We start from the raw sequence: 22,626 nt of genomic DNA on the forward strand, positions 1-22,626 counted from the left end.
GTCGATCGCCAGCAAATTTATGTATTTCTGCATTTGATCGTGACCAAAACTCAACCTTTATCGGGGTATACATTGCCAGTATTTGCCTGTGCGGCGGCACTTGCAGCTTTGCGGTGCTTACGCGCAGGTATTCAGTCTCTAGAGAGCGTATCAGTAAATTTACTGGAACCGCCAATAACGGTAGAAATTCCGATCGAACAGGCGTCTGTACTCAAAACTGGTACCGCTTTAGGTGTGACTCGCTCCGATCCGGGGGACAATCTCGATCTGACTCGCAATACCCCCGTTTGGGCAATGGTGGAATTGGGGAATTGGGAAGGGGGAGAGAGGGAGAGGGGGAGAGAGGGAGAGGATGGGGGAGAGTCCGAGCAGATTGTGATTCTCGGCGGTGAAGGTATAGGGCGTCACACAGTCGGTGGAGGGGCGGCGATCTATGATTACGCAATGCGGCTGCTGCGATCGAATCTGAGCCGAGAACTCGCAGGGGGAGAAAAAATTACTGTCACCCTGATTCTGCCGTCAGGGCGGCAGCTAGCCACCCGCACTTCTAACGAAGCTTTCGGCGTGGTAGAAGGACTTTCGCTGCTGGGTACAACGGGCATTTCTCAACCGCTGAGCGCCCCTGGACAGTTGGAAGTTTACCGCGAACAACTGCAACAAAAAGCCGAACTGTTTGACTGTTTGGTTTTCTGCATCGGCGAAAACGGTTTGGATTTGGCGCGACAACTGGGGATTAATCCTGATAGGCTCGTCAAAACCGCTAACTGGCTCGGCCCGCTGCTGGTAGAGGCCGGATATCAGGGCGTGCAGTCAATTTTGCTGTTTGGCTATCACGGGAAACTGATGAAATTGGCTGCGGGAATTTTTCACACTCACCACCACCTCGCTGACGGGCGCAGGGAAATTCTCACAGCTTACTGTGCCAAAGCTGGAATGCCGGCTGATGCGTGTTCCGCAATTTTTGCCGCAGCGACAGCCGAAGAGGCTCTCGGGCAACTGCGGGCTTTAGACGCCGAGTTTGGGAGCAATTGGGTCGATCTAATTTACGGCGACATCGCCCGACAAATAGACTTGCGGTCATCGGATTGCATTTTTACTCACACTAACTTGCACATCCCCGTGGGATCGGTGATGTTCGGGCGCGATCGCAAAATTATTATTAAAAGTGACATAGGAGATACATTTTTGACCCAAATTTGTTAATGTAGTGTGAATATCCCTGAATTATGTTTAAAACATCGGTCAGGGATAATATTTAACAAGTAATAATTCTCTGTCCCTAGACCTTAATTATACTAGGTTGCTTCTGGAAGCAATTTCTGAAGCAAGAATTCAATTAATTAGGGTAAGGATGAAGTAAATCTATGCTTGCCCTGTGCCCGATTAATCGACTAACATCGCTGACTGCAATCTAGTATAAATAAGATTTATTCCTAGCGACAAATGGTTGCTCGCCTTCCTTAGTCTTGCACTGAGACCGCGATAGATACCTCCGCTACTTTCGACCCAATTAGCACTTAGCAATTACGCAATAACCGTGACTACTCAAATAGAAACTGAATCCGTTCTCACAAACTCTTTTCTGCAGCAGATAGAGCGCCAGATCATCGTGATTCTCGACTTCGGTTCGCAATATTCCGAACTGATTGCTCGTCGAATTCGCGAAACTCAAGTATATTCAGAAGTTATTTCTTACCGGACTACTGCAGAACAGTTAAAAGCTATCAATCCTAAAGGAATTATTCTTTCAGGAGGCCCAAGTTCTGTATACGATGAAAAAGCACCCCACTGCGACCCAGAAATTTGGAATTTGGGAATACCGGTGTTGGGAGTGTGCTACGGGATGCAGTTGATGGTAAAGCAGCTCGGAGGCACGGTTGAACGATCGAAATTAGCGGAATACGGCAAGGCATCGCTATTTATTGACGATCCTACGGATTTGCTGACAAACGTCGAAGAGGGCAGCACGATGTGGATGAGCCACGGAGACTCGTGTACTGAACTGCCGCCTGGTTTCGAGATCCTCGCTCACACTGACAATACTCCGTGTGCTGCTGTTGCTCACCACGAGAAAAATTTGTACGGGGTTCAGTTTCACCCAGAAGTAGTTCACTCGATCGGGGGAATAGCTTTAATTCGCAATTTTGTTTACCACATTTGCGAGTGCGAACCGACTTGGACGACTGCTACTTTTGTGGAGGAATCGATTCGCGAAATTCGCGCGCAAGTGGGAGATAAACGAGTTTTGCTGGCTCTATCGGGCGGTGTAGATTCTTCTACTTTGGCTTTCTTGCTGCATAAGGCGATCGGCGACCAACTTACCTGTATGTTTATCGACCAAGGGTTTATGCGGAAGTATGAACCAGAACGGTTGGTAAAATTATTTAAAGAGCAATTCCACATTGATGTTGAGTATGTTAATGCTCGCGAACGCTTTTTAGCTCAACTTGAAGGGATTACCGATCCTGAAGTAAAACGCAAGCGGATCGGTCACGAATTTATCAACGTATTTGAAGAAGAATCGAAGCGTCTGGGCCCCTTTGACTACCTCGCACAAGGTACTCTTTATCCTGATGTGATTGAGTCGGCTGATACTAATGCAGACCCGAAAAGTGGCGAGCGAGTTGCTGTTAAAATTAAAAGTCACCACAACGTCGGCGGTTTGCCGAAAGATTTGCGATTTAAGCTGATTGAACCGCTGCGAAAACTGTTTAAGGATGAGGTGCGAAAAGTCGGCCGGTCGATCGGGCTTCCCGAAGAAATCGTGAACCGACAACCTTTCCCCGGCCCGGGATTGGCGATTCGGATCATAGGAGAAGTTACCTCAGAGAGACTAAATATTTTGCGGGATGCTGACTTCATTGTTCGCCAGGAAATTAACCGGCACGGATTGTACGGGGAACTTTGGCAAGCTTTTGCAGTTTTGCTGCCGATTCGCAGTGTAGGCGTGATGGGCGATCAGCGCACTTATGCTTACCCGATCGTCTTGCGATTTATTAAGAGTGAAGACGGGATGACGGCTGATTGGGCGCGGGTTCCTTACGATTTGTTGGAACTGATCTCGAACCGGATTGTGAATGAGGTTAAGGGGGTGAACCGAGTGGTTTACGATATTACTTCTAAGCCACCGGGAACGATCGAGTGGGAGTGATTTGTAGTTAGCGATTAGGTAGGCGGACTAATTTTTTGTCTGTCTACTTATTTTGATTTTGGATAAAAGGGCGATTCCCCATATTCCGCCCTTTGACTCTCACATTTAGGTATTTTTGACCAAGCCATGAGGTTTGCGTCAATTTTGAGGGAATTCCCAGTCAACAGTGGCTCAAAGGGCAGAATGTGGGTTCTAATTGTTCCAGCGCTGCATTGGTTTCAATGTTGTGACTTCGATCACTGGTAACACGGACTTGGTTCACCGAAGATTTTCAGTATTATCACGGAAAAAAACCAGCACCATCACTTGCTCTTAGGAGAAACCACGAGATGATTAAGGTGTCGAGTTCAAAACAATCCCATGTATCCAGTTAATCTTCTCCCCGGCGCTATCAACGAATTAATTGCCACTGTCACCGATACTCACCGCGTTACCAAGGCCGACCGCTACGGCATGATGGCCGCCATCCTCGATGAGTCTATCAGTGAAGAAGAACGTGGCTCACTTGATCGTCTGATTCGCTCCCTGGTCAAAGGTAGGATTCAAGTCAGTGATGAACTCTCCATCGTCTCTTGACATTCCCCAGCTATCAGGCGTGGGGATTCTTGGTTCTGGCGACACACCTTAAAACTATCTATCCTTGCGGCAATACTTAAACCAAATATCCGTTCAAATGAACCAAATATCGAGCCTAATTTAGTTAGTCCCAGAGGGTTTTATCTCCCCAAGCGTTCGAGAATTACTTCTCATGTTACCGGATGCCCTACGGTACGTTTTAACTTCCCAAAATTTACTTTTCTGGTTTTGGCTTACGTTAGTCAGCCTAGCTATAGTCAGCCTAGCTATGTTTTTCGTGATTTTCGCCACCCACTAACCATTATTATTTTCCGACCAGTCGTTTGAGCTTGGTGTCTCATGTGTATCGGCGGTTATTCTACCTGTGGTATAAGTATCATTGTACTCTACTTTAAATAGAATGCTAGGAAATTTGAAAAATAGATACTAACGCAACTAAAGGATTAAAACAAAAATCGGCAATCAATTAAAGCCGTCCTATTAAGAAGGGGCTTTAGACCCAATTATCTTGGTAAGCAGAAAGCGGGTTGAGAACTCGACACTCTACAACGGCTTTCCGTTGGGGAAGTTTAAACAAGTCACTGATACAACTCTCTAGGGATAGCTTTTTGTATAATGCACTTTTGAGATAGACGATTAGCGTTCCCAACTTCATAAACATTATGACGGATACCATCCAGCATCTCATTGAGCCACACATTCAAGATTTGGGTGGATTCCAAGCCCGCCGCTTGCTTCCCTCAGACGTTCTAGCCCTGGTAGGCCCGTTCATCTTTTTTGACCATCTGGGCCCTGCGGTGTTTCCACCCGGTCGGGGCGTGGATGTCAGGCCGCATCCGCACATAAACTTAGCAACCGTCACCTACCTGTTTGAAGGCGTTTTGCTGCATCGTGATAGTGTCGGCAGTGTTCAAGAAATCCGTCCCGGTGCGGTGAACTGGATGACGGCAGGGCGAGGCATTGTCCACTCTGAACGCACGCCTGACGACGATCGCAGCAAAGAAGCCATCCTGCATGGCATTCAAACTTGGATAGCACTTCCCGATGAATACGAAGAAACCGACCCCTGGTTTCGGCATCATCCGGCTTCTGAGTTGCCTGCTTGGGAGGATGCAGGAGTTTCGTTCACCCTAATTGCGGGTGAGGCCTATGGTCGCACTTCCCCAGTTCAAATATTTTCACCCTTGATTTATCTGGACGTGCAACTAGCTCCTGGCAAGCAATTTACCTTACCGGGTCATTACAGCGAACAGGCTGTTTACAGCGTAACAGAGGGGCTTGTTATTGATGGAGTGCCTCTGGAACAACATCGGTTAGCGGTTCTAAATTCCGGCACTGAAGTAAAGATTTCTGCTTCAGGCAAGGCTCGTTGTATTGTGATTGGCGGTGAACCTGTTGGTGAGCGGCATAAGTGGTGGAATTTTGTTTCGAGTCGGCACTCGCGCATTGAGCAAGCTAAACTCGATTGGAGAGAGGGACGGTTTGCTCAGGTTCCTCAAGAGACAGAGTTTATTCCGCTGCCTGAAGAGCCACCTTCTCAAGCAGAGCAACCGTTGTGAATAACCACAGCGATTTAACTTGAAAAACTGTTTTTTGATGCAGAATTTGTCTTTTTTACTCTAATCTTCACGGATATTATTTCAAAATCGGCGTTGCTTAATCAGGGTATGAAAAAAATCAGTGGGAAATCGGGAAGCTTTGTGGCTACTGGTTTATATGACTTGCATATTGAGCCTTTCATACCGTAAATCAGCAACGCCCTATCTGCCTATATTCCGCTTCATTCGATCGAGTTCTTCGTCTGCTTCCCAGCGTTGAAACTTTTCTTCTAAAGGATCTGCAGCCGTAAAACTGTTATAATTAGAACTCTGATTCCAACCCTTTGTATCCCAATTCTGCTCTGTTTTAGTGGTAGTGCGAGTTGCAGCTTCGGCCGCTTTTGCTCGGACTTCTTTTCGCCGTACTTGAATTTGGCGGTACAGTTCTTTTGCTTTTTCAATCCGTTCTTTGCAGCCTTGCATTTGACCCCAGCGCTGATTTCCCTGACGCAGCAAAGCTGCTTGCCGCTCTTGGGCTGCTTGAGCTAAATCCAGCCTTTGAGCAGCTTTAGCTTTGTTGATGCGATCGTTCCAGCGCTGAATTTCTTGGGCGGCGGAGAGAATTTCGGCTTGCAGTTTTTTCTCTTGTTTTTGGATATCGAGAATCAGCCGCAGAGTGTCTTCTTCTTGTTCCTTCAGTTGTTCTTCTATTGCCTGCAATTCCAGATGGGGATTGCTACGCAAAAATTCTTCTAATCGGGTTTCTAGAAAGCGGCTGAAATCATCAAATAAGCCCATTTTTTATATGTCCTCAGTCATCTGTTATGAGTCATTAGTCATTGGTCATTAGTTATTAGTCATTGGTTCTTAGTCACAGGAGATCGATTATCGAGCCTGAGTTGTTAGTTATAGCAGAAGAAAGTTCGGCAACGAATTGGGGAAGCGATTTAACGGATAGAAGGAAGAAGCAATAAGAGCAATGGTTTCAGCAATTAAGAACGTCTTGGCGGTTCCTATATTATAACTGTTTTCACTGCTCGTGATATACAGCCCGATCGCTGCCCATTACTGATTACCGATGACCTAACTCATAACTAATGACTGATAACTAATGACTCATAACTGATGACTGATTAGAACTTTTGGCCGACAAAAACCGATCGCACATCTCCTCCCTTGCGGATAACGGCTTCTTGATTTTTGATTTCTGCCAGCGTCCAACCGCTAGCGCCAATGCTTTCGCCCACATAAATTCTGCGGGCTACGCCATCTACTTCAAACAAAGCAGCCGATCGATCGCCCAACTCCAAAATCCCTACCAACGTGTGCGCGGAAGTCGGGGCGCTGCTGACGGCCGGTGCGGATTGCTCCGGTGCGGGCGCGGATTGCTGGGCTGCAGGCGCTGGTGCCGGTTCGGTTTCGCGAGCCAAAATCTTTGGCTGGGGAGACTCCGAGGGGGAAGGGGAAGCGGCGAGGGGATCTCGATTTCCCGCAGCGGCGAGCGCACGACCGGAGGCTGGAGCAGCAGGCGAGGGGGAAACTGCCGCGGTTTGAGGAGCAGCCGGAGCAGCCGGAGCAGCCGGAGCAGCAGCCACCTGAGCAGGCGGAGCTACAGTCACCTGAGCGGGGGGAGGGATCACTACGATTTGGGGTGCTGGTGCTCCCGGCTGTGCACCGGCTTGTTCTAGGGCATCAGCGATGCGGTTGACTGCGGTCGAAAGGCCTGCGGTTGCGGGCGGCGCGCCGGAAATTTGAATGCTCGGCAGCGTCCCTGGGGTGGGGGCTCCGGGAACTCCTGCAAGTTGGGGGTTAGCCTGGGGTGCTTTTTTTTGTTCGATCGCTTCTAGCGAGCGCTGCACGTATTCGACAAACGGGGTGTCAGGTGCTGTTTTGCCACTTGCTACCGGCCTCTGTGGTGCGGGGGCGGCGGGCAAGCGCACGAGTCCCGACCTGCTTGCGAGCCATAACCCCATGACTAGCAGCAGCGACCCACATGCTGCTCCCAGCAGGATTCTGTCGAATGATTGTTTGGACTGCTGTTTTTTGGTTGTTTCTAGGGCGACTTGGCGGGCGATCGCTTCTACGTCTTTTTCGCCCCGCTGCGACTGGGGGGGTGCCAACTGCGACAAAACTATTTGAGGTACCGATATCGACTTGAGCGCCACGAATTCTGGCTGCACTGGTTCCGATGGCAGTCCGCTGCTGCCGTCGAATGCTCGATCGACTCCTTCAAACAGTTCGTCCATCAACCGATCGGCGTAGGACTCTACTGCCACTGCTTCGGCTGGCACTGTTTCCACCGTCGCCCTCACGGCGATCGGCTCTGACGCTGATTCCAAAGACATCTGTTCGGCGATTACTTTTTGAGGCATAGTTTTCTGTTTGCTCCCGCTCCTCGACAACCCTGAGATTCTCAACTTCAGACTTCTACAGGATACTTGTGATGTTGACCAATTCTTGGCTCAGAACAGGTCAATTGTATCTCACTCATCACCATATTTTTAGTCCTCGGCCAACTTACTTTGCCCGATCGACTTTTGTTTTACCTGTTTTGGGCCTTTTCGCCCCTGTTTTCTGCTGCCAGTCTTATTTGCTTACCCTGACTTTTTCTGCATATTCTACTGCTTTTGTCAACCCCACCCTCCGGGGCTTCGCAGTTTTTGACACACAGCTTTACTTAAGGCGATCGCAAAAAAAGCGGGTTTTTTGTCGCTGTTTCCGATCGCTTTGCAGCTTTGACAAGGATTTCAGACTTTTACCCGTCTTAAGTTTCTTTGTCCGTTTGCTTAAAATTGGATTTTGGAAAATAATTTTAATCCCAACTCCCAATTTCAACTTCATGACAGCCAAAATATTGTCATTACTATCCCTTGACAGAGGATAAAAGCTAAGGGAAAAATCCAGCGAAACATTTGCATCATCCCAGCGGTGAAATCTGGTTTTTTGTGGTTTTTTTGCAAGAAATGCACGGTGACATTAGCCTGAATCGCCAAAAAGAAAAAGATATAACAGATAAATATGTAGGCATCCAGCAGAGTCATGTAAGATAATCTCGGCAAAGCATTAGCAACAGTGAAGTTAAAAGTTATTGCCGTGAGGGTGCTGGTCATGCCTACACTCATCTGAGGGTTAAAAGCCGTGTTTCCATCCATCCAAAAAGTCGCCCAAGAAAGCAGCGTAATTAGCAGCAGGGGACTAAAGACTTTAAATAGGTAAAACTGGTAATTGCGCTTGAGTTTAAGTTCAAAAGTGTATCGCGAATAGTTTTTATTTTCTAGTTCAAATTTGTTGGAAGTGACTGTACTTTTCAATTCCCTAATTTGCCATTCGGATAAAGAAACGAAAGAATCCTTGCTGTATCCAGTCAGCTTGGGATCTTTTTGGAAAACTACACGTCGGTCATCAAAAGACAATGATTCCAAAACAACCTTAGCTGTTTGCGAATCAAAGGGAAACTTTCTCAAATTTAAGTCAGATGATACAGTGGCGTTAACGAGTTCTAAATAAGTGACGGTGCCGTCGGGCTGCGCGGTTAATTCCACCGCGCCTTTTTTCGCCGCTGATGGAGAGTTGACAATTGTTAAAACTGGTTCCCATATTTTTTCGGGAGTGTAGCGAATTTCTGTGTCGCCAACTGCATTGGGATCAAATGCTAGGCGCCGGTCTTGCCAAGTGGCCGACAAATAACCGCTGACATCAAAAGTTTCATCTGATTGATTAATGCGACCGATGTTGGTCAAATAGAAACCGATGGCAACTTCTGTTGGCTTGTCAGCGTTGGGAGGACTTTTGAGACCAGCTTTGGGAGTTTCTAGGGGCGGTGTTGTCGGGGCTGTGGCTGCGGTGGTTGACCTTGGTGCGGCTGCGGGGAAATTGGTGGGAGTATTTTGAGCGGCGACTGGGGAATAGGTAAAAAGGGCAGCAGTTAATGCTAAGCTCACCAGAGCTGATATTGTGTGAGCTTTCAGTCGATTGTTGTTCATCTGATCGTATTCCTCGGACTAAGATGATTTTTTTTACAGTCGCTGAGCAGAATCGGCTGAGAAACCGGATTGTTAGCTATGGTAATTGAACTGCAATCAAGCAATTACCGGAATTAACGGGATTTCTGCATCCAAGATAGTTTAAGTTAGATCTACTCTGCTGAAAATTACTGACGAAAATTCCTGATGCTGGATTGGGTTGTTGATTGTTGGCGGTAATTTTTGTAACACTACTGCATTGATTATTTATACTAGGACTGACGCAGAAATACCAAATAAACCGGGTTTTTTACTCCTAGTTAAAAGCTCAAATGCAGTTTTTTTGTCACAAAACCAGGTTTTTGGGTAACTTTTGTATATCACCCACACAATTTTTTGTCAACAGCCCTGGGGTGCTGTGTATCTTCTTTTCAGAGCGATATACTGCCCAAGCTATTTATCGTTTCTCATTAAATTTGTGAAGCCATCGAAAACATCTCTTAAAATATTTCCAATTTCAGCAACCCCAAATTAACCCACCCGTTCGGCCAATTCCAACCAGCGCTCAGTCGCCCGATCGATCTCCTGCGTCAACTGAGCCAAACGATCCGATAACTTCTTCATCTCTGCAAACCCGCTCGGAGCATTGTGAGACAAAATCTTCTCGATGTCTTCTTTTTCAGCTTCCATCTTTGGAATTTGACTTTCTAATTGTTCGTATTCCCGCTTCTCATTGAAGGAGACTTTGGGAGCTTTTTGAGTGGAATTTGTGGATTTTGAATTGTTAGATTCAACGGTGCGGGTAAGTTTTTCTTTTTCTTTTTGCCCTTGGATTTCCTTAGTTTCTTCGGCTTTCTTGTAATCTAAATAAACCGAATAATTGCCGGGATACAAGCGCAAATTGCCCCCAGGCTCCAAGGCGAAAACCATGTCGATCGTGCGATCGAGAAAATAGCGATCGTGGGACACCACAATCACGCAGCCGTTAAAATCTTCGAGATAATCCTCCAAAACCGCCAAAGTCTGCACGTCCAGGTCGTTTGTCGGTTCGTCCAAAATCAGCACGTTTGGCGCACTCATCAGCACTTTCAACAGAAATAACCGGCGCTTTTCTCCGCCAGAAAGTTTGTTAATCGGTGCATACTGTTGGTTCGGTGGAAACAGAAACTTTTCCAACATTTGAGAAGCGGTAATGATTTCGCCGTCCGCCGTTTGCACCAATTCCGCCACACTTTTCAAGTATTCAATAACTCGCTGGTCTTCGTTCGGCGTCAAATCCTCTGAATGCTGGTCAAAATAACCGATATGAATGGTTGTGCCAATTTCGACAGTACCCGAATCCGGCTGAATGCGTCCGGTGATGATATCCATCAGCGTCGATTTTCCCGCACCGTTGCAGCCAATAATTCCTATCCGGTCTTCGGGTGTGAAATTGTAGGTAAAATCTTTAATTAAAGTGCGATCGCCGTAAGCCTTAGAGATATTCAGTAACTCAATCACCTTCTTACCAATCCGGCGGCCCGCTGTCGCAATTTCAACTTTGCCATTGGCTGTTTTGAACTCCTGGGCTCGCATATCTTTAATGCGATCGATCCGAGCTTTTTGCTTGGTACTGCGCGCCTTCGGCCCGCGTTTGAGCCATTCCAATTCGCGCCTCAATACACCCGCGTGTTTGCGAACACTGCTGGCGGCGGATTCTTCAGCTAAGGCTTTTTTCTCCAAGTAATAAGCGTAATTGCCAGCATAATTGTAAAGGTCGCCGCGATCGATCTCCAAAATGCGATTGGTAACGCGATCGAGAAAATAGCGATCGTGCGTAATCAGCAGCAAAGCACCGCGATAGCCGTTCAAATAGTTCTGCAACCACTCCACAGACAGCGCATCCAAGTGGTTTGTCGGTTCATCCATCAGCAACACATCGGGCTCGGACAACAAGGCTGTTGCTAAGGCAATTCGCTTGCGGTAGCCGCCCGACAAGTCGGCAATTTTCGCATCAAAATCCTCAATCCCCAACTTGGTCAAAATCAATTTCGCCTTGGTTTCCAAATCCCACGCATCCACCTCATCAATGCGTTCAGACACCGCAGACAGACGCGCCATCAACTTGTCTGTATCGCCTTTGCCGTGGGACAATTGATCGGAAATTTCCTCGTATTCGCGCACTAAAGCCATTTGTTCGCCACTGTCGGCAAATACTTGCTCTAAGACTGTGTGATTTTCGTCTAAATCAGGCTGTTGGGGGAGATAGACAATTTTAGACCCTGGATTGACCCAGCGATCGCCAGAGTCGATCGACTCCAAGCCTGCAATCATTTTCAGCAGGGTTGATTTCCCGGAACCGTTGGTGCCGATGAGTCCGACTTTATCGCCTTCATCCAGGCTGAAACTGGCATCTGTCAAGAGTTCCTTGATGCCGAAGTCTTTTTTGATCGATCGCAGAGTAAAAATAGTCATGAGTATAGAAAGTCATTTACCTGACTTAGTTTAACGCAAGTTCGATCGAGTCCGGCTGCGTCGGTATGGTCTATCGTTCCGATGAAACTTCTTCAAGACAAGGGCGAACTCGATTTTTCGGACTATATAAGTATTGATAAATGGGTGAACTTTGACTGAAGTGCGATCGGCAGTGGGGATTGACAAACAAAAATCCTATGCAGTAAAATGTCACTATTAAAATAATGAGACTGCATATTGCAGTCTCATCATCTATCTAACCTGCTGAGTTATGTGTGATAGTTCAGCCGAGTTCTTATCTATGACATGCCGTAATCCAGTAGCCCCTAATCCTGAGTTGTAGCGTATTATAAATATTGGGCGTACAATAATCAAACATTGCTATATTAATTAGGGCTACAGCTATTTAAGCAAAGTTATAAAGAAGTAGGTTCTTATGTCTAAAGCAGTTAAGCAAGACATCATCACTAGGGCAGAAGCTCAAATTGACGAAATAAGGCAAGAAATTGACTACGATACGAGAGAATACACCATCGAACTCATAGTCAATAAATACCTGGAAAAAGATGATGGCAATCTCAGTGAAATTTATATTCCTGAATTTCAAAGAAACTTGAGATGGGATATTAATCATCAATCTCTATTCATTGAATCCATTATTCTTGGTGTTCCTCTTGCTGCCATCATTGTCGCAGAAATCAAAGAAACTGGAAAACTAGCGATTGTTGATGGAGCTCAGAGGGTGATGACTCTGGCAGCTTTCCTAACAAATCAGTTGCAACTGAGCAACCTCAAAACATTAGATTCTCTAAATGGTTCCTATTTTACAGATCTCGCACCCTCACGCCAAAGAAAGTTTAAAAATACTTCACTCCGAACGATCGTTTTCTCAGACAAAGCTGATAAGAGAGTAATAAATGAAGTGTTTTATCGCATCAACTCTTGAGAAGATATTGAATGGCGTACCGACAGATTTTTTCAGTAAACTTAAGAGATATGATGTTAAGAACCAACTTTTAAGTCACAGCCCATGAAAGAGTTTATCAGAGACTTTAACAGGCGAGTGGCAGAAATCCAGAAATATTTTGAATTAGTAGATAAAATCGAACAACTTGGTGCATTGTCTGCTAAATCGATCGTCTTCCCATCAGGTGAATATATTGTTGATAGCGAGATTCAAAAAATATTGAAGTCTCATTGTTATCTACTATTATACAATCTTGTCGAATCTTCTATTAGAAATGGTATAACTGCAATTCATGATGTTATTTTAATCGAGCAATTAACTTATAAAGATTTAAGTCCAAAAATAAAGAGATTGTGGTTGCTGAACGATAAAAGTAAAAGTTTCAGAGATTCATATATCAAAAAAGATAGTGTAGCTGACAATCTTCAGGAATTAATTAGATCGGTTGTGGATGATGAGATGGTTTCGTTAGATCCATCTAATATTCCAATATCGGGAAATTTGGATGCTAAAACTATCAAAGAACTCATCGATATGTACGGTTTCTTTGGAAATTTAGGAGTGGCGAGTAAAGAAATCGATGATATTCTGAATTTTGTGGTTAAGATACGATGCGATTTGGCACATGGAAATGTTTCATTTAGTGAGGCTTCAAGTCAAATACTTTGGAGCAAGTTAGTTGATGACAAAGATAAATTGGTTAAATATCTGACTCATCTGCTGAATAATATTGATAATTATATTGAGAAGAAGAAATACAGAATCTAGCTGTCGGTAGCGAGTAGGCTAACAAATTGCAAACCCTCGCTAGATTGTGCCTAAATAGCAATCACTCTTGTCTTAGCGTCTGAATCAGATTCAGGTTTTGCAATCACCCGAATCTCCACATCACTACCCAGCGCGTTTAAGAACCGGAACAGGCGATCTCTTGAAAACTCAGATAGTTTGCCACGCAGCAAATCAGTGATTTTAGAGCGATCGATTCCCAGGCATTTTGCTGCTTCAATCTGGGTCAATTTTCGCACTGTAATTAGTTCACTAATTTGGCGGACAAGTTCTGCTTTAATCAAGAATTATGAATAATTGGGCAGCCCTAGATCCGCAAAAATATTGCCACTACTCGATCGCGCCTTAATTTTATCGCTCATTTTTATCCTCCTTTAGGGTTGGGACAGTTATTAGATCATAAGACACACTATTACGCTCTGCGATGAATATAGCATTATTCACGAAGCCCTGAAGATTTTGCCAGAGGAGGAGCTAAAGATTAGACCTCTTGCAAAAATCCTTTCATCAATTGATGGGACGGGCTCTCCGGCCCGTCCCACAAGAAGAAATAACTCTTGTGGGACGGGCCGGAGAGCCCGTCCTAATTATTTTTGCAAGAGGTCTATTAATTGTATTGAAGCTTTGGCAGAACTTGAAGACACCGAATGTCACAGAAAAAGAAAATTTCCCAACAAGCAAAATGGTTGGCTTTGTTGGTAAGTGCCAGCGATCGCCGATCGGTATCCAACTTAAAAATTCAACACAGCAACCACCTGGACCGGGCTGGCAGTACGCACCTTACTTGTATCTAGAGACGGGTTGTTTCAACAATATCTTCTCTACCTTTAGGAAGAGATAAACCTGCCCTGATATAACCCCAAAAAAATAAGGTTTTGAGTAAAAAGCCAGGGGGGGAAAGTACGAATGCCGATTGTAGGGTTTCCTTGCCTGTCATTCCCAAGTGCGATCGCCGAAGATAAGGGTATAGAAATTAAACGGCTGGTTTTCACCCGCCCTTACACAAAATGAACTCACAACTAGAACAACAAGTAACAATTCTACAAGACGAAACAGCAGCGGCCGGAAATTCAGCCAACCCAACAGTTGAAACTAATGTATTCGCCTCAGAATTTGTAACAGAGGAAAAAGTCAGAGTGGAAGAGTTCAAGATTAGCGCCGACAGTTTAATTGCTAAAGTCAAAGAACTAATTCAGCAAGGAAAACTCCGCCGCCTCGTCATCAAAAACTCGCAAGGGCGGACTTTGGCAGACATTCCGCTGATGGCGGGATTGGTAGGCGGCGTTGCAGGATCAGTAGTCTTTCCCATTGCTGCTGTACTTGCTACAGTGGGGGCAGTTGCGGCTCATTTGACTGTAGCAATCGAGCGCAAAGAATAGTCCTTAGTAATTAAAAATCTTCTCTTCAAGTCCGCGAAGGCGGACTTTGTTTGTTTAGTAGCGATTTCAATCGCCGAATTGTCTGATAAACCTGAGATATTGCATTATTCTCAAGAACAGGCAAGATGCCTGTTCCACAAAGAGTAGATTTTCTTGTGGAAGGGGCCCCAGAGTCCGTTCAAAAGGCTTATTGACAATGGTGCAACATCTCGGATCAACGCAAATTATCCGGTACTCTCGCCGCAGGTTGGTCTAAATAATTGTAAACAATCCGCGAAATTCGACGGACAAAATCTCTCACAATCGGGTCATTGTAAGGACGTTTGACAAAGATTGCCGCTAAATAACGCTTACCGTTGGGCATATCAATAATTCCCGCATCGCCAACTACAAAGCCGATATCTCCGGTTTTGTCCGCAATAACTGCACCGGGCCCCAAACCGGATGGCAAAAGCGTTCTAGTTGTAGTATGCCGCAGTAATTCTAAAGCTTGTTCCCGGCTCGATTCAGAAACTAATTTATCGCGAGACAGCATCGCCAGCAACTTTACCATATCCACAGAACTTGTTGTATTTGTTCCTTTAAAATCGCCGAGCCAATTGCGAATTCTCGTATCAGTTAATCCCCAAGTGCGAAAACGCTCGTTGAGTTTAGCAATTCCCCCCAAACGTTCAATAATCATATTGGTGGCTGTATTGTCGCTGATGGTAATCATTTTATCTACGGTTTCTCTGATGCTAAACCGAGTTCCATCTGGTTCGTCTTGCATAGTTCCAGAGCCGCTGGCAACTAAGTCGGACTTCATAACTAATGTTTCGTCTAGGCTAACTTTTCCTGCGTCTACATCTTGATAAAAGGCTATCAGAATAGGTAATTTGATGGTACTGGCTGCCGGAAATACTCGATCGCCCTTGATATCCAAATAGTTTCCTGTATCTAAATCCAGAAAAAACATTCCGGCGCTCAGGGATCTATACTGTTCGATCGCACTTTCGATTTGAGGTTTGATGGCTGTCATTTCCGAGCCTGTTGACATCACCAAATCACTGGAATAGTTTCTCTGATTTCCCGGCGAAACAGTGGGCGTAACTTGACCTGCTGCTTGTTCTATGCCGGTAATAGCTGTTGGGATAAAAGACTCGTTCCCCGCTATTTGCTCGGGATTTGGCAACTGGAATGACCAGCGCGTGGCAGATTCTCTAATGACTCGGACTTTTTGCGGGTCTAACTTATAACCGGGAGTTAATTGTATCACTAACCTGGTAGTTCCGGTGTCAAACTGCCCGACTCTAATTTGTTGAATAGCTGAGTTGTAGCTTTGAGGGCTTTCGGGATACTCCAAGACTATTCCCGGTAAATCAATTACTAAGCGGGTGGGATTGGCGATTAGTTTGACTTCCGGCTGAACTCCTGAATCTGTTGTTAAATTGAGTTGGTTTTCGCGGGCATCGAAGTGCCAAGATGTTAGTGTATCGGCTTTTGCGGGCAGGGCGATCGAGAAAAGACTAAGGGCGGCCGGCAACAGCCATCGCAGTTTTACAGTCATGTTTGAAGAGAAAGAGTTTAACGGCTGCTCCGAGAAAGCGGCGGTCACAGTGTTCTCGACCGCTTTCGAGACGAAGCACCTAGCATCATACAGTCAACTCTTGCCCGCAGCCGTATTTTTTTTATTTTCTCTGAGAGTATTCCGTTTCCGGGACTCATATCAAATCCGGTTCTATTACCCCTTTTTCTTCCTGTCTCGCGCAGGCGGACAAAACTTTGTACACTGGCGAATTCTTTTGGCAGAATTCTTGTTTTGTATGCACCAATTTTATTCACCTGAGATGAATTCAAATTAGGCGACTTCCCGATTTCTAGCATCTTCGAGCGAGTCGATCGCGGCTTTGAGAAAAACTTTTCCTTTAGCAACAAATCGGCGATCGCTCAAAGGATCGTAAGCTTCCCAATTACCGCTAACTTCGCGATCGCGCCACAAAAACCAGCAGCGGTAGATTTCCCCGCTATCTATATCATCGCACAAAGCCAGCCAATCATCCCCCGTGAGAGCGCTGGCATCTAATGCTACCAATTCCACCCATGCAAGTGCAGTGCAGGCATCGATCGCCTCAGCATCAACCGAGTCAGATTTTGTAGCTATAGGTTGCGGCGAACACAGTGTAGACTTCATAATTTCTCCTTAATTAAATGAATGAATTTGCCTATTTATGGAACTGACCCGGTACGCCAAGTGGAAAAACTGTGTTTTGATAAATTTCTGGTTGGTCAAATTTACCAGCGGCTGATGCTTCTGTTAAATTATTAAGTGTATTAATTGTGAAAATGGCGGCAGTTCCCAAAGCGGCCATTGCCAGTCTGTGTAAGATTTTGTTCATTTGGGTTCTCCTTTTTTGCTTCGTGTATCTACTCTAAAAAGTTAAATCGTCATTAGCGGCGGAGATTGGGGAGTTAAGAAAAACTTTTTCTCCTCAAATATATTCAACTGTTGAAGCCGTTATCAGGACAGAGTTTGAGGAGTCGATCGCCCCAAAAACCTCTCCAAGTAAAATCCCTTAAATTCCGGCTGGCTGATTATCTTCCTTAAAATCGCCCAAAATAGGGACTTAAGGCGTTAAAATTTCTAGATTCGTTCCCCTTTCAGTGCAAGCGAAGTGCTCAAGTCAAAACGCGATCGCGGTCGCATTCTCACTGCCTCTGGCTTAAAGAAACTTAACGAGGCGCTCCAAGAATGGTCTGACCGACATAACATTAGAGGTACTCTGACGGAAATCGAGGCTGAATCTGGCGTCGGTGCCGATACAGTCAGCAAAATTAAGCAGGGTAGAGAAGGTGCGGATTTGAGTAAAATTCGGCAGTTGTTCGCGGCTTTTGAGATGACTCTGGCTGCTAGCGACCATCGATCGGCTAAACTTGAGGAACCGGAAAATTTAGACGAGCTGGACAATTTGCCACCAGCGGGGGAAACAGCCACCAGCAGCAGAATTGTTAAAGTATTTGTCAGTTATCGCAGCGCCGAACCCGATCGCGAGTTGGGAAAACAGTTAGAAACGGCCTTAAGCGCGATCGGTCATACAGTTTTCACAGCAGAAAATAACATTAGATTAGGAGATAATTGGTTCGATCGCATTAATTTATTCCTCCAAGAATGCGATTATTTGCTGCTACTGTTGCCGCCAACGGGAAACCAAAGCGAACTACTAACATATCAAGTTCAGCAAGCAAAAGAACTACAAGACTCCCGCCCTGACAGAAAACCCATAATTCTCCCCATCCGCGTCGGCTTTCCCCTGAACGCGCCTCTAAATCACGACTTGCGGGGCTATCTGTACCGCATCAAACAGAGGGAATGGAAAACCACCGCCGACACTCCAATTATTATCGAAGAAGTTCTGAATTTGCTAGCAGAAAAACCCGCACCCGTCACAGAACAAACGGAAGATTTAACACAAAAACAGCTATTAGAAATTAGCAGCGACGAAATACCTCTACCCGCCGCCGAACCCGAATTACCGGGAGGACAAGTCGATGTCGCTTCTCAATTTTATGTAGAACGCCCGCCCATCGAAGAACGCTGCTATCAAACTATTGTGCAGCCCAGCGCCTTAATTAGAATTAAAGCACCGAGACAAATGGGCAAAACTTCCTTGATGGCAAGAATTTTGCATCACGGAGCCCGTCAAGGCTATTGCACCGTGCCGCTAACTTTTCAGTTAGTAGATAAAGCCGTATTTGCCAACTTAGATAAATTCTTAAAGTGGTTTTGCGCTTACGTCGGGCGCGAGTTGCACTTACCAAATCAATTAGACGATTATTGGGACGAGATTTTTGGCAGCAAAGTCAACTGCAAAGATTACTTTGAAAAATACATTTTGCCGCAAATCGACAGTCCTTTAATTTTAGGATTAGACGAGATCGATCGCGTTTTCCAATATCCCGACATTGCCGAAGACTTTTTAGGATTGCTGCGGGCGTGGCACGAAGAATCGAAGCGACGCGACATCTGGAAAAAACTGCGATTAATTGTAGTTCACTCCACCGAAGTTTACATCCCGATGAACATCAATCAATCGCCTTTTAACGTCGGACTGCCCGTAGATTTGCCCGAATTCAACTCTCAGCAAATACAAGATTTAGCAGCGCGCCATAATTTGAATTGGTCGGATGCAGAAGTTGAAAACTTGATGGCAATTGTCGGCGGACATCCGTATTTAGTGCGAGTTGCATTATATCACATTTCGCGATCGGGTTTGACACTCGATGAATTAAAAGAAAGTGCGATCGCAGATGCGGGAATTTACAGCGACCATTTGCGCCGGCAGTTGTGGAATTTAGAAGAATATCCTGAGTTAGCGCAGGGGATGAGAGAGATTGTAGCGGCGGACTCTCCGGTGCAATTAAAAGCGATGCAGGCGTTTAAATTAGACAGTTTGGGGTTGGTGAAATTGCATGGTAACGAGTGCGTGCCGAGGTGCGAACTGTATCGACAATATTTTAAAACTAATTGGGGAGTTAATTAATTGTAGATTTTAGCTCGTTAATGACGTAGAATCAGCAGTAGGGGGAAAGAGCAGCACAAATATCGCATCATGGCGATCCGGCTTTTCCCTGTGCAGTATCAACGTAAAATAGGATCGATGACTGAAGAAACCGTGACTCTGAGAAAGTCTCTTGACTTAGATAAATTAATTCCACTTCTGCCCCAAGCAGAAGATATTAACTACTGGCGCGAGCTCAACCCCAATTCAACTATTTCCGATCGACCATTTGAAGGCTTTTCACAATTTTCGGGAATCCCAAAAGCAGAAATTGACGAGTACAGGCTGCAACTGCGAGAAGAAGGCTATTTCCAAACACCTAGCGTCATACCTGCTGCGACTATTCACCAGATGCGCGACTGTATAGAAAATGTCCGAAAAGCCGGGTTTCCGACAATGTTTGCCCTCGTCTACGATGTCTTCTATCAAGCATTTGGTTACTTTAACTCAACCTTGACAGGAATTTTGGGAAACGGCTACAAGCTAGTTCCAAATTTTTGGGTTTATTACATAGAAACTTCTGACAGTGGCAAAGGATTTGAGCCTCACCGCGACGCCGAGTACGAAAATACTATAGACTCCAACGGTATGCCGACAGTGCTTACTCTCTGGGTGACAATTACTGAGGCCAATCCCCTCAATTCATGTATGTACATGATTCCGGCTAACCGCGATCCAGAGTATGCTGAAGCTATCAAAAATCTCAAGACGAAAGCTACTAAATTTGCCTTGGAAGATATCCGGGCTTTACCGACACAAGCTGGTACTCTATCGTGCTGGGATCAATACGTTTTTCACTGGGGAAGCCGCAGCAGCAGTCGGGCTAAATCGCCTCGAATTAGCTATGCCGTATATTGTCAGCGAGGGGATATTCCACCAGTTGATGATGTGATTGTCGATATCCCATCAGTGCTTGATTTCCCAACGCGGTTATCTCTGATTTGCAGAGGTTTGTATCGCTATTCTTACGCCAGTTTACAGCCATCCCCAGAGGCGGAAGCACTGTTAGATTTCTTGACGAAGCATACGGCAACTATGAAAAAAACTTAATATCATTTTCCCAAAAAGCCAGTCAATCGATTTTAGATTTTAGATTTTAGATTTTAGATTGAAGCCTTGACCCCACGGATAAATACGTTCGGCAAGTTTCTCGGATACAGGTTTTTTATTTCTCCCCAGATTCATCCGGGGGCTTGTATCCTGGATGCTTTCGGTCTTCTCAATTCCGGTTGCATAGGAATGATTTAACCGCAGAGGACGCAGAGGACGCAGAGTATCCAGAAGAGAGAGATGGGGATAACTAACGAGGATTTGGTATAATTTCTGTAACTAATAATCAGGTGAATGATACCCATGAACGATATTTTTTTGATAACATCCGATAATTGGCTAGATTGGATAGCCGTATTTGGTTATCTAGCCTTTACTGCTTTCATTGCATGGCGCGTGTTCACCACAAAGTAGATATATCATCAACTTACAGTCTTCTTCTGTCTTGCTTCGCGCCTTCGCGGTTCGTTAAAGAAACAGTAAAATAAAACAATAATTAACTAGCCCAGACAGTTATGCCGCCCGTCGAAAGTGTTGCAGCAATTCCGAACGATCTGATTTTGCGCTTGAGCATCGAGCAGTATCATGCGATAATTCAAGCTGGCATTCTCACGGATGATGACTCTGTAGAATTGCTGGAAGGTTGGCTGGTTTTCAAAATGCCAAAAAATCCACCGCATCGAGTCACAACTCGTCTTGTCAGAACAGCTTTAGAGAATATTTTACCCCCTGGTTGGTATGTCGATTCTCAAGAACCGATAACGCTATCCAACAGCGAACCAGAACCTGATATAGTGGTTGTTCGAGGGGATACAAGACAGTATCTCGATCGCCATCCGGGTGCTGAAGATATTGCCCTGATTATTGAAGTATCTGATACGACACTTCAGCGCGATCGCACTGTTAAAAAACGGATTTATGCCCGCGCTGGAATTGCGATTTATTGGATTGTGAATCTTGTTGAAGGACTGGTTGAGGTGTACTCTCAACCTCTTGTGGAAGTTGAGCAGCCAGATTACAGTCAAAGGTTGGATTTTGGGCGATCGGCTGTTATACCGATTATTATTGAAGGAATAGAAATTGGGGCGATCGCTGTAGATGCTCTTTTGCCTTGATTTTGATTAGACCTCTTGCAAAAACCCTTTTCCTCAATTGGTGGGACGGGCTCTTCGGCCCATCCCACAAGAGTTATTTTTTCTTGTGGGATGGGCCGAAGAGCCCGTCCTAATTATTTTTGCAAGAGGTCTATTAAAAGCTATTGGTTATTGGTTAATTGCTCTCTCAACTTTCGCAAAATTGGTATTTTTTCCAACTGTTCCGATCGCAAACTATCCCAGTTTAACCCAATTGGACGCGGATAACTTGTATTAGTCTCAATTACCCCCTCAGCAGTAACAATCCTATTCAGCGCCCAATCGTGAGCTTGCATCGGTAAACGCAAATCTTCGACTATTTGCAAAGGATGCACTGTTGTCACAATTGGCGTATCGATTTGTACTAACCCGAATTCCTGCAACATCGCCAATTCCAAATCGGCAAAACCTGCACCTTTCCCGGTTCTTCCCCCGTTGCGCGCCACCGCGACACAACCGACTATTACTAAATCGATCGGCTCCATTTCTGCAAAACTTACCAATTTTCCGCAATCGAGAGCTTTGCGGGCGATCCTCTTCGAGGGCTTCGCTAACGCACTTTCGGCAATTGATATATTTTGTCTCTGCAAATCCTCAGCCGTTAACTCTACAAAACAGCGATCGTCTGTCAATCGCGGTACTGCCATATACAGGCGTTTTCCATCTTGCAAAGCTTTCATCCGCACCGGATTTTGCGCCGCATCTGGATTGCACTTAATCGTTTTTGCTTGTTGCCAAATTGGTAAATTTGCCAATCCTTCGGCCGCCAACTGGGCCCCAACAAAGTTGGGAATATGACCAAACGGATCGCCAATAGATGCGTCTTGCTGCTTCAGCAAAGACCAAATTTCTGTTCTTAACTTGTCTTTGTCGTCGTTATATCCCGTCCAATCAGTTTTCATGTTATTAGACCTTATTGGTGGCGGTAAACTGCGCTAAAATTGTAGGGTGCGTCCGACTTTCGTTATAGGGCAATTATTCAGGGTTTCGGATCTGACGCACCTTACTAATTGTGCCAGTTTCGGTAGATGTAAAGAGATATTTTAAATGATGTAGTAGCGGTTGAAACCGCCGAATGACTAAAAGGTGATTTTT

General features: G+C 45.4%; 22 protein-coding genes. 11 read left to right on the forward strand and 11 right to left on the reverse strand.

Annotated features, from left to right (window positions below):
• The first annotated feature begins 39 nt into the window (after positions 1-39).
• From cbiD to QUB24_RS10490, 3 genes are all read left to right on the forward strand, one after another.
• The gene (cbiD, locus tag QUB24_RS10480) at positions 40-1,203 is read left to right on the forward strand and encodes a cobalt-precorrin-5B (C(1))-methyltransferase CbiD (RefSeq protein ID WP_333153146.1); all 1,164 of its coding nucleotides are present in this window, start codon (positions 40-42) and stop codon (positions 1,201-1,203) included.
• Between the two features lie 346 nt (positions 1,204-1,549).
• Complete coding sequence (gene guaA, locus QUB24_RS10485; protein ID WP_445300397.1) at positions 1,550-3,151, forward strand: glutamine-hydrolyzing GMP synthase; 1,602 nt, start codon at positions 1,550-1,552, stop codon at positions 3,149-3,151.
• Between the two features lie 360 nt (positions 3,152-3,511).
• Complete coding sequence (locus QUB24_RS10490) at positions 3,512-3,727, forward strand: hypothetical protein (protein ID WP_333054638.1); 216 nt, start codon at positions 3,512-3,514, stop codon at positions 3,725-3,727.
• 493 nt (positions 3,728-4,220) lie between these two features.
• Here the strand turns inward: QUB24_RS10490 and QUB24_RS10495 are convergent, their stop codons facing one another.
• Complete coding sequence (locus tag QUB24_RS10495; RefSeq protein ID WP_333153113.1) at positions 4,221-4,403, reverse strand: hypothetical protein; 183 nt, start codon at positions 4,401-4,403, stop codon at positions 4,221-4,223.
• Here QUB24_RS10495 and QUB24_RS10500 point away from each other — a divergent pair.
• The gene (locus QUB24_RS10500; protein WP_333153114.1) at positions 4,390-5,286 is read left to right on the forward strand and encodes a pirin family protein; all 897 of its coding nucleotides are present in this window, start codon (positions 4,390-4,392) and stop codon (positions 5,284-5,286) included. The two genes, QUB24_RS10495 and QUB24_RS10500, sit on opposite strands and share 14 nt — an antisense overlap.
• 201 nt (positions 5,287-5,487) lie before the next feature.
• On the opposite strand, the gene QUB24_RS10505 is transcribed toward QUB24_RS10500, so the two are convergent.
• From QUB24_RS10505 to QUB24_RS10525, 5 genes are all read right to left on the reverse strand, one after another.
• The gene (locus QUB24_RS10505) at positions 5,488-6,063 is read right to left on the reverse strand and encodes a TIGR04376 family protein (RefSeq protein ID WP_333153115.1); all 576 of its coding nucleotides are present in this window, start codon (positions 6,061-6,063) and stop codon (positions 5,488-5,490) included.
• A gap of 335 nt (positions 6,064-6,398) precedes the next feature.
• Positions 6,399-7,637, reverse strand: coding sequence for a hypothetical protein (locus QUB24_RS10510; protein WP_333153116.1), 1,239 nt, complete (start codon positions 7,635-7,637; stop codon positions 6,399-6,401).
• 465 nt (positions 7,638-8,102) lie between these two features.
• The gene (locus tag QUB24_RS10515) at positions 8,103-9,248 is read right to left on the reverse strand and encodes a hypothetical protein (protein ID WP_333153117.1); all 1,146 of its coding nucleotides are present in this window, start codon (positions 9,246-9,248) and stop codon (positions 8,103-8,105) included.
• 510 nt (positions 9,249-9,758) lie between these two features.
• Positions 9,759-11,681, reverse strand: coding sequence for an ATP-binding cassette domain-containing protein (locus QUB24_RS10520; RefSeq protein ID WP_333153118.1), 1,923 nt, complete (start codon positions 11,679-11,681; stop codon positions 9,759-9,761).
• A gap of 30 nt (positions 11,682-11,711) precedes the next feature.
• A complete protein-coding gene (locus tag QUB24_RS10525; protein WP_333153119.1) occupies positions 11,712-11,867 on the reverse strand; it encodes a hypothetical protein in 156 nt (51 codons plus the stop codon).
• 250 nt (positions 11,868-12,117) lie between these two features.
• Here QUB24_RS10525 and QUB24_RS10530 point away from each other — a divergent pair, with 250 nt between their 5' ends.
• Complete coding sequence (locus QUB24_RS10530; RefSeq protein WP_333153120.1) at positions 12,118-12,627, forward strand: DUF262 domain-containing protein; 510 nt, start codon at positions 12,118-12,120, stop codon at positions 12,625-12,627.
• A gap of 84 nt (positions 12,628-12,711) precedes the next feature.
• Complete coding sequence (locus QUB24_RS10535) at positions 12,712-13,416, forward strand: MAE_28990/MAE_18760 family HEPN-like nuclease (protein ID WP_333153121.1); 705 nt, start codon at positions 12,712-12,714, stop codon at positions 13,414-13,416.
• A gap of 50 nt (positions 13,417-13,466) precedes the next feature.
• Here QUB24_RS10535 and QUB24_RS10540 read toward each other — a convergent pair whose 3' ends face one another.
• Complete coding sequence (locus QUB24_RS10540; RefSeq protein WP_333153122.1) at positions 13,467-13,718, reverse strand: helix-turn-helix transcriptional regulator; 252 nt, start codon at positions 13,716-13,718, stop codon at positions 13,467-13,469.
• A gap of 363 nt (positions 13,719-14,081) precedes the next feature.
• Here QUB24_RS10540 and QUB24_RS10545 point away from each other — a divergent pair, with 363 nt between their 5' ends.
• Together QUB24_RS10545 and QUB24_RS10550 are read left to right on the forward strand one after the other, a co-directional pair.
• The gene (locus QUB24_RS10545) at positions 14,082-14,228 is read left to right on the forward strand and encodes a hypothetical protein (protein WP_333153123.1); all 147 of its coding nucleotides are present in this window, start codon (positions 14,082-14,084) and stop codon (positions 14,226-14,228) included.
• A 213-nt stretch (positions 14,229-14,441) separates the two neighbouring features.
• Entirely contained in the window at positions 14,442-14,813 is a 372-nt protein-coding gene (locus tag QUB24_RS10550) for a DUF4342 domain-containing protein (RefSeq protein ID WP_333153124.1), read from the forward strand.
• 214 nt (positions 14,814-15,027) lie between these two features.
• On the opposite strand, the gene QUB24_RS10555 is transcribed toward QUB24_RS10550, so the two are convergent.
• The 3 genes from QUB24_RS10555 to QUB24_RS10565 all read right to left on the reverse strand — a co-directional run bounded on the left by QUB24_RS10555 (position 15,028) and on the right by QUB24_RS10565 (position 17,188).
• Positions 15,028-16,359, reverse strand: a complete 1,332-nt coding sequence (locus tag QUB24_RS10555) for a serine hydrolase (protein WP_333153125.1) — start codon at positions 16,357-16,359, stop codon at positions 15,028-15,030.
• 291 nt (positions 16,360-16,650) lie between these two features.
• Positions 16,651-16,983: a hypothetical protein gene (locus tag QUB24_RS10560; RefSeq protein ID WP_006633666.1), complete on the reverse strand. Its 333-nt coding sequence runs from the start codon at positions 16,981-16,983 to the stop codon at positions 16,651-16,653.
• Between the two features lie 31 nt (positions 16,984-17,014).
• A complete protein-coding gene (locus QUB24_RS10565; protein ID WP_333153126.1) occupies positions 17,015-17,188 on the reverse strand; it encodes a hypothetical protein in 174 nt (57 codons plus the stop codon).
• Between the two features lie 276 nt (positions 17,189-17,464).
• Between QUB24_RS10565 and QUB24_RS10570 the strand changes: the two genes are divergently transcribed.
• The 3 genes from QUB24_RS10570 to QUB24_RS10580 all read left to right on the forward strand — a co-directional run bounded on the left by QUB24_RS10570 (position 17,465) and on the right by QUB24_RS10580 (position 21,513).
• A complete protein-coding gene (locus tag QUB24_RS10570) occupies positions 17,465-19,330 on the forward strand; it encodes an AAA-like domain-containing protein (protein ID WP_333153127.1) in 1,866 nt (621 codons plus the stop codon).
• Positions 19,331-19,447: 117 nt separating this feature from the next.
• Positions 19,448-20,398: a phytanoyl-CoA dioxygenase family protein gene (locus QUB24_RS10575; protein ID WP_333153129.1), complete on the forward strand. Its 951-nt coding sequence runs from the start codon at positions 19,448-19,450 to the stop codon at positions 20,396-20,398.
• 515 nt (positions 20,399-20,913) lie between these two features.
• Positions 20,914-21,513 carry a Uma2 family endonuclease gene (locus tag QUB24_RS10580; protein ID WP_333153130.1) on the forward strand — a complete coding sequence of 200 codons (600 nt, stop codon included), beginning with the start codon at positions 20,914-20,916 and terminating at the stop codon, positions 21,511-21,513.
• A gap of 140 nt (positions 21,514-21,653) precedes the next feature.
• On the opposite strand, the gene QUB24_RS10585 is transcribed toward QUB24_RS10580, so the two are convergent.
• Positions 21,654-22,433 carry a 5-formyltetrahydrofolate cyclo-ligase gene (locus QUB24_RS10585; RefSeq protein WP_333153131.1) on the reverse strand — a complete coding sequence of 260 codons (780 nt, stop codon included), beginning with the start codon at positions 22,431-22,433 and terminating at the stop codon, positions 21,654-21,656.
• Positions 22,434-22,626: the final 193 nt, after the last annotated feature.

This window comes from Microcoleus sp. B9-D4 (assembly GCF_036705105.1).
In the GTDB taxonomy this organism is placed as follows: domain Bacteria; phylum Cyanobacteriota; class Cyanobacteriia; order Cyanobacteriales; family Microcoleaceae; genus Microcoleus.

Coding starts and splice junctions, on each gene's coding strand:
- QUB24_RS10585 (WP_333153131.1), bottom strand. CDS start 22,433: ATGAAAACTGATTGGACGGGATATAACGACGACAAAGACAAGTTAAGA.
- QUB24_RS10505 (WP_333153115.1), bottom strand. CDS start 6,063: ATGGGCTTATTTGATGATTTCAGCCGCTTTCTAGAAACCCGATTAGAA.
- QUB24_RS10510 (WP_333153116.1), bottom strand. CDS start 7,637: ATGCCTCAAAAAGTAATCGCCGAACAGATGTCTTTGGAATCAGCGTCA.
- QUB24_RS10495 (WP_333153113.1), bottom strand. CDS start 4,403: ATGGTATCCGTCATAATGTTTATGAAGTTGGGAACGCTAATCGTCTAT.
- QUB24_RS10530 (WP_333153120.1), top strand. CDS start 12,118: ATGTCTAAAGCAGTTAAGCAAGACATCATCACTAGGGCAGAAGCTCAA.
- QUB24_RS10490 (WP_333054638.1), top strand. CDS start 3,512: ATGTATCCAGTTAATCTTCTCCCCGGCGCTATCAACGAATTAATTGCC.
- QUB24_RS10545 (WP_333153123.1), top strand. CDS start 14,082: ATGTCACAGAAAAAGAAAATTTCCCAACAAGCAAAATGGTTGGCTTTG.
- QUB24_RS10560 (WP_006633666.1), bottom strand. CDS start 16,983: ATGAAGTCTACACTGTGTTCGCCGCAACCTATAGCTACAAAATCTGAC.
- QUB24_RS10550 (WP_333153124.1), top strand. CDS start 14,442: ATGAACTCACAACTAGAACAACAAGTAACAATTCTACAAGACGAAACA.
- QUB24_RS10565 (WP_333153126.1), bottom strand. CDS start 17,188: ATGAACAAAATCTTACACAGACTGGCAATGGCCGCTTTGGGAACTGCC.
- QUB24_RS10520 (WP_333153118.1), bottom strand. CDS start 11,681: ATGACTATTTTTACTCTGCGATCGATCAAAAAAGACTTCGGCATCAAG.
- QUB24_RS10515 (WP_333153117.1), bottom strand. CDS start 9,248: ATGAACAACAATCGACTGAAAGCTCACACAATATCAGCTCTGGTGAGC.
- QUB24_RS10580 (WP_333153130.1), top strand. CDS start 20,914: ATGCCGCCCGTCGAAAGTGTTGCAGCAATTCCGAACGATCTGATTTTG.
- QUB24_RS10555 (WP_333153125.1), bottom strand. CDS start 16,359: ATGACTGTAAAACTGCGATGGCTGTTGCCGGCCGCCCTTAGTCTTTTC.
- QUB24_RS10535 (WP_333153121.1), top strand. CDS start 12,712: ATGAAAGAGTTTATCAGAGACTTTAACAGGCGAGTGGCAGAAATCCAG.
- QUB24_RS10500 (WP_333153114.1), top strand. CDS start 4,390: ATGACGGATACCATCCAGCATCTCATTGAGCCACACATTCAAGATTTG.
- QUB24_RS10575 (WP_333153129.1), top strand. CDS start 19,448: ATGACTGAAGAAACCGTGACTCTGAGAAAGTCTCTTGACTTAGATAAA.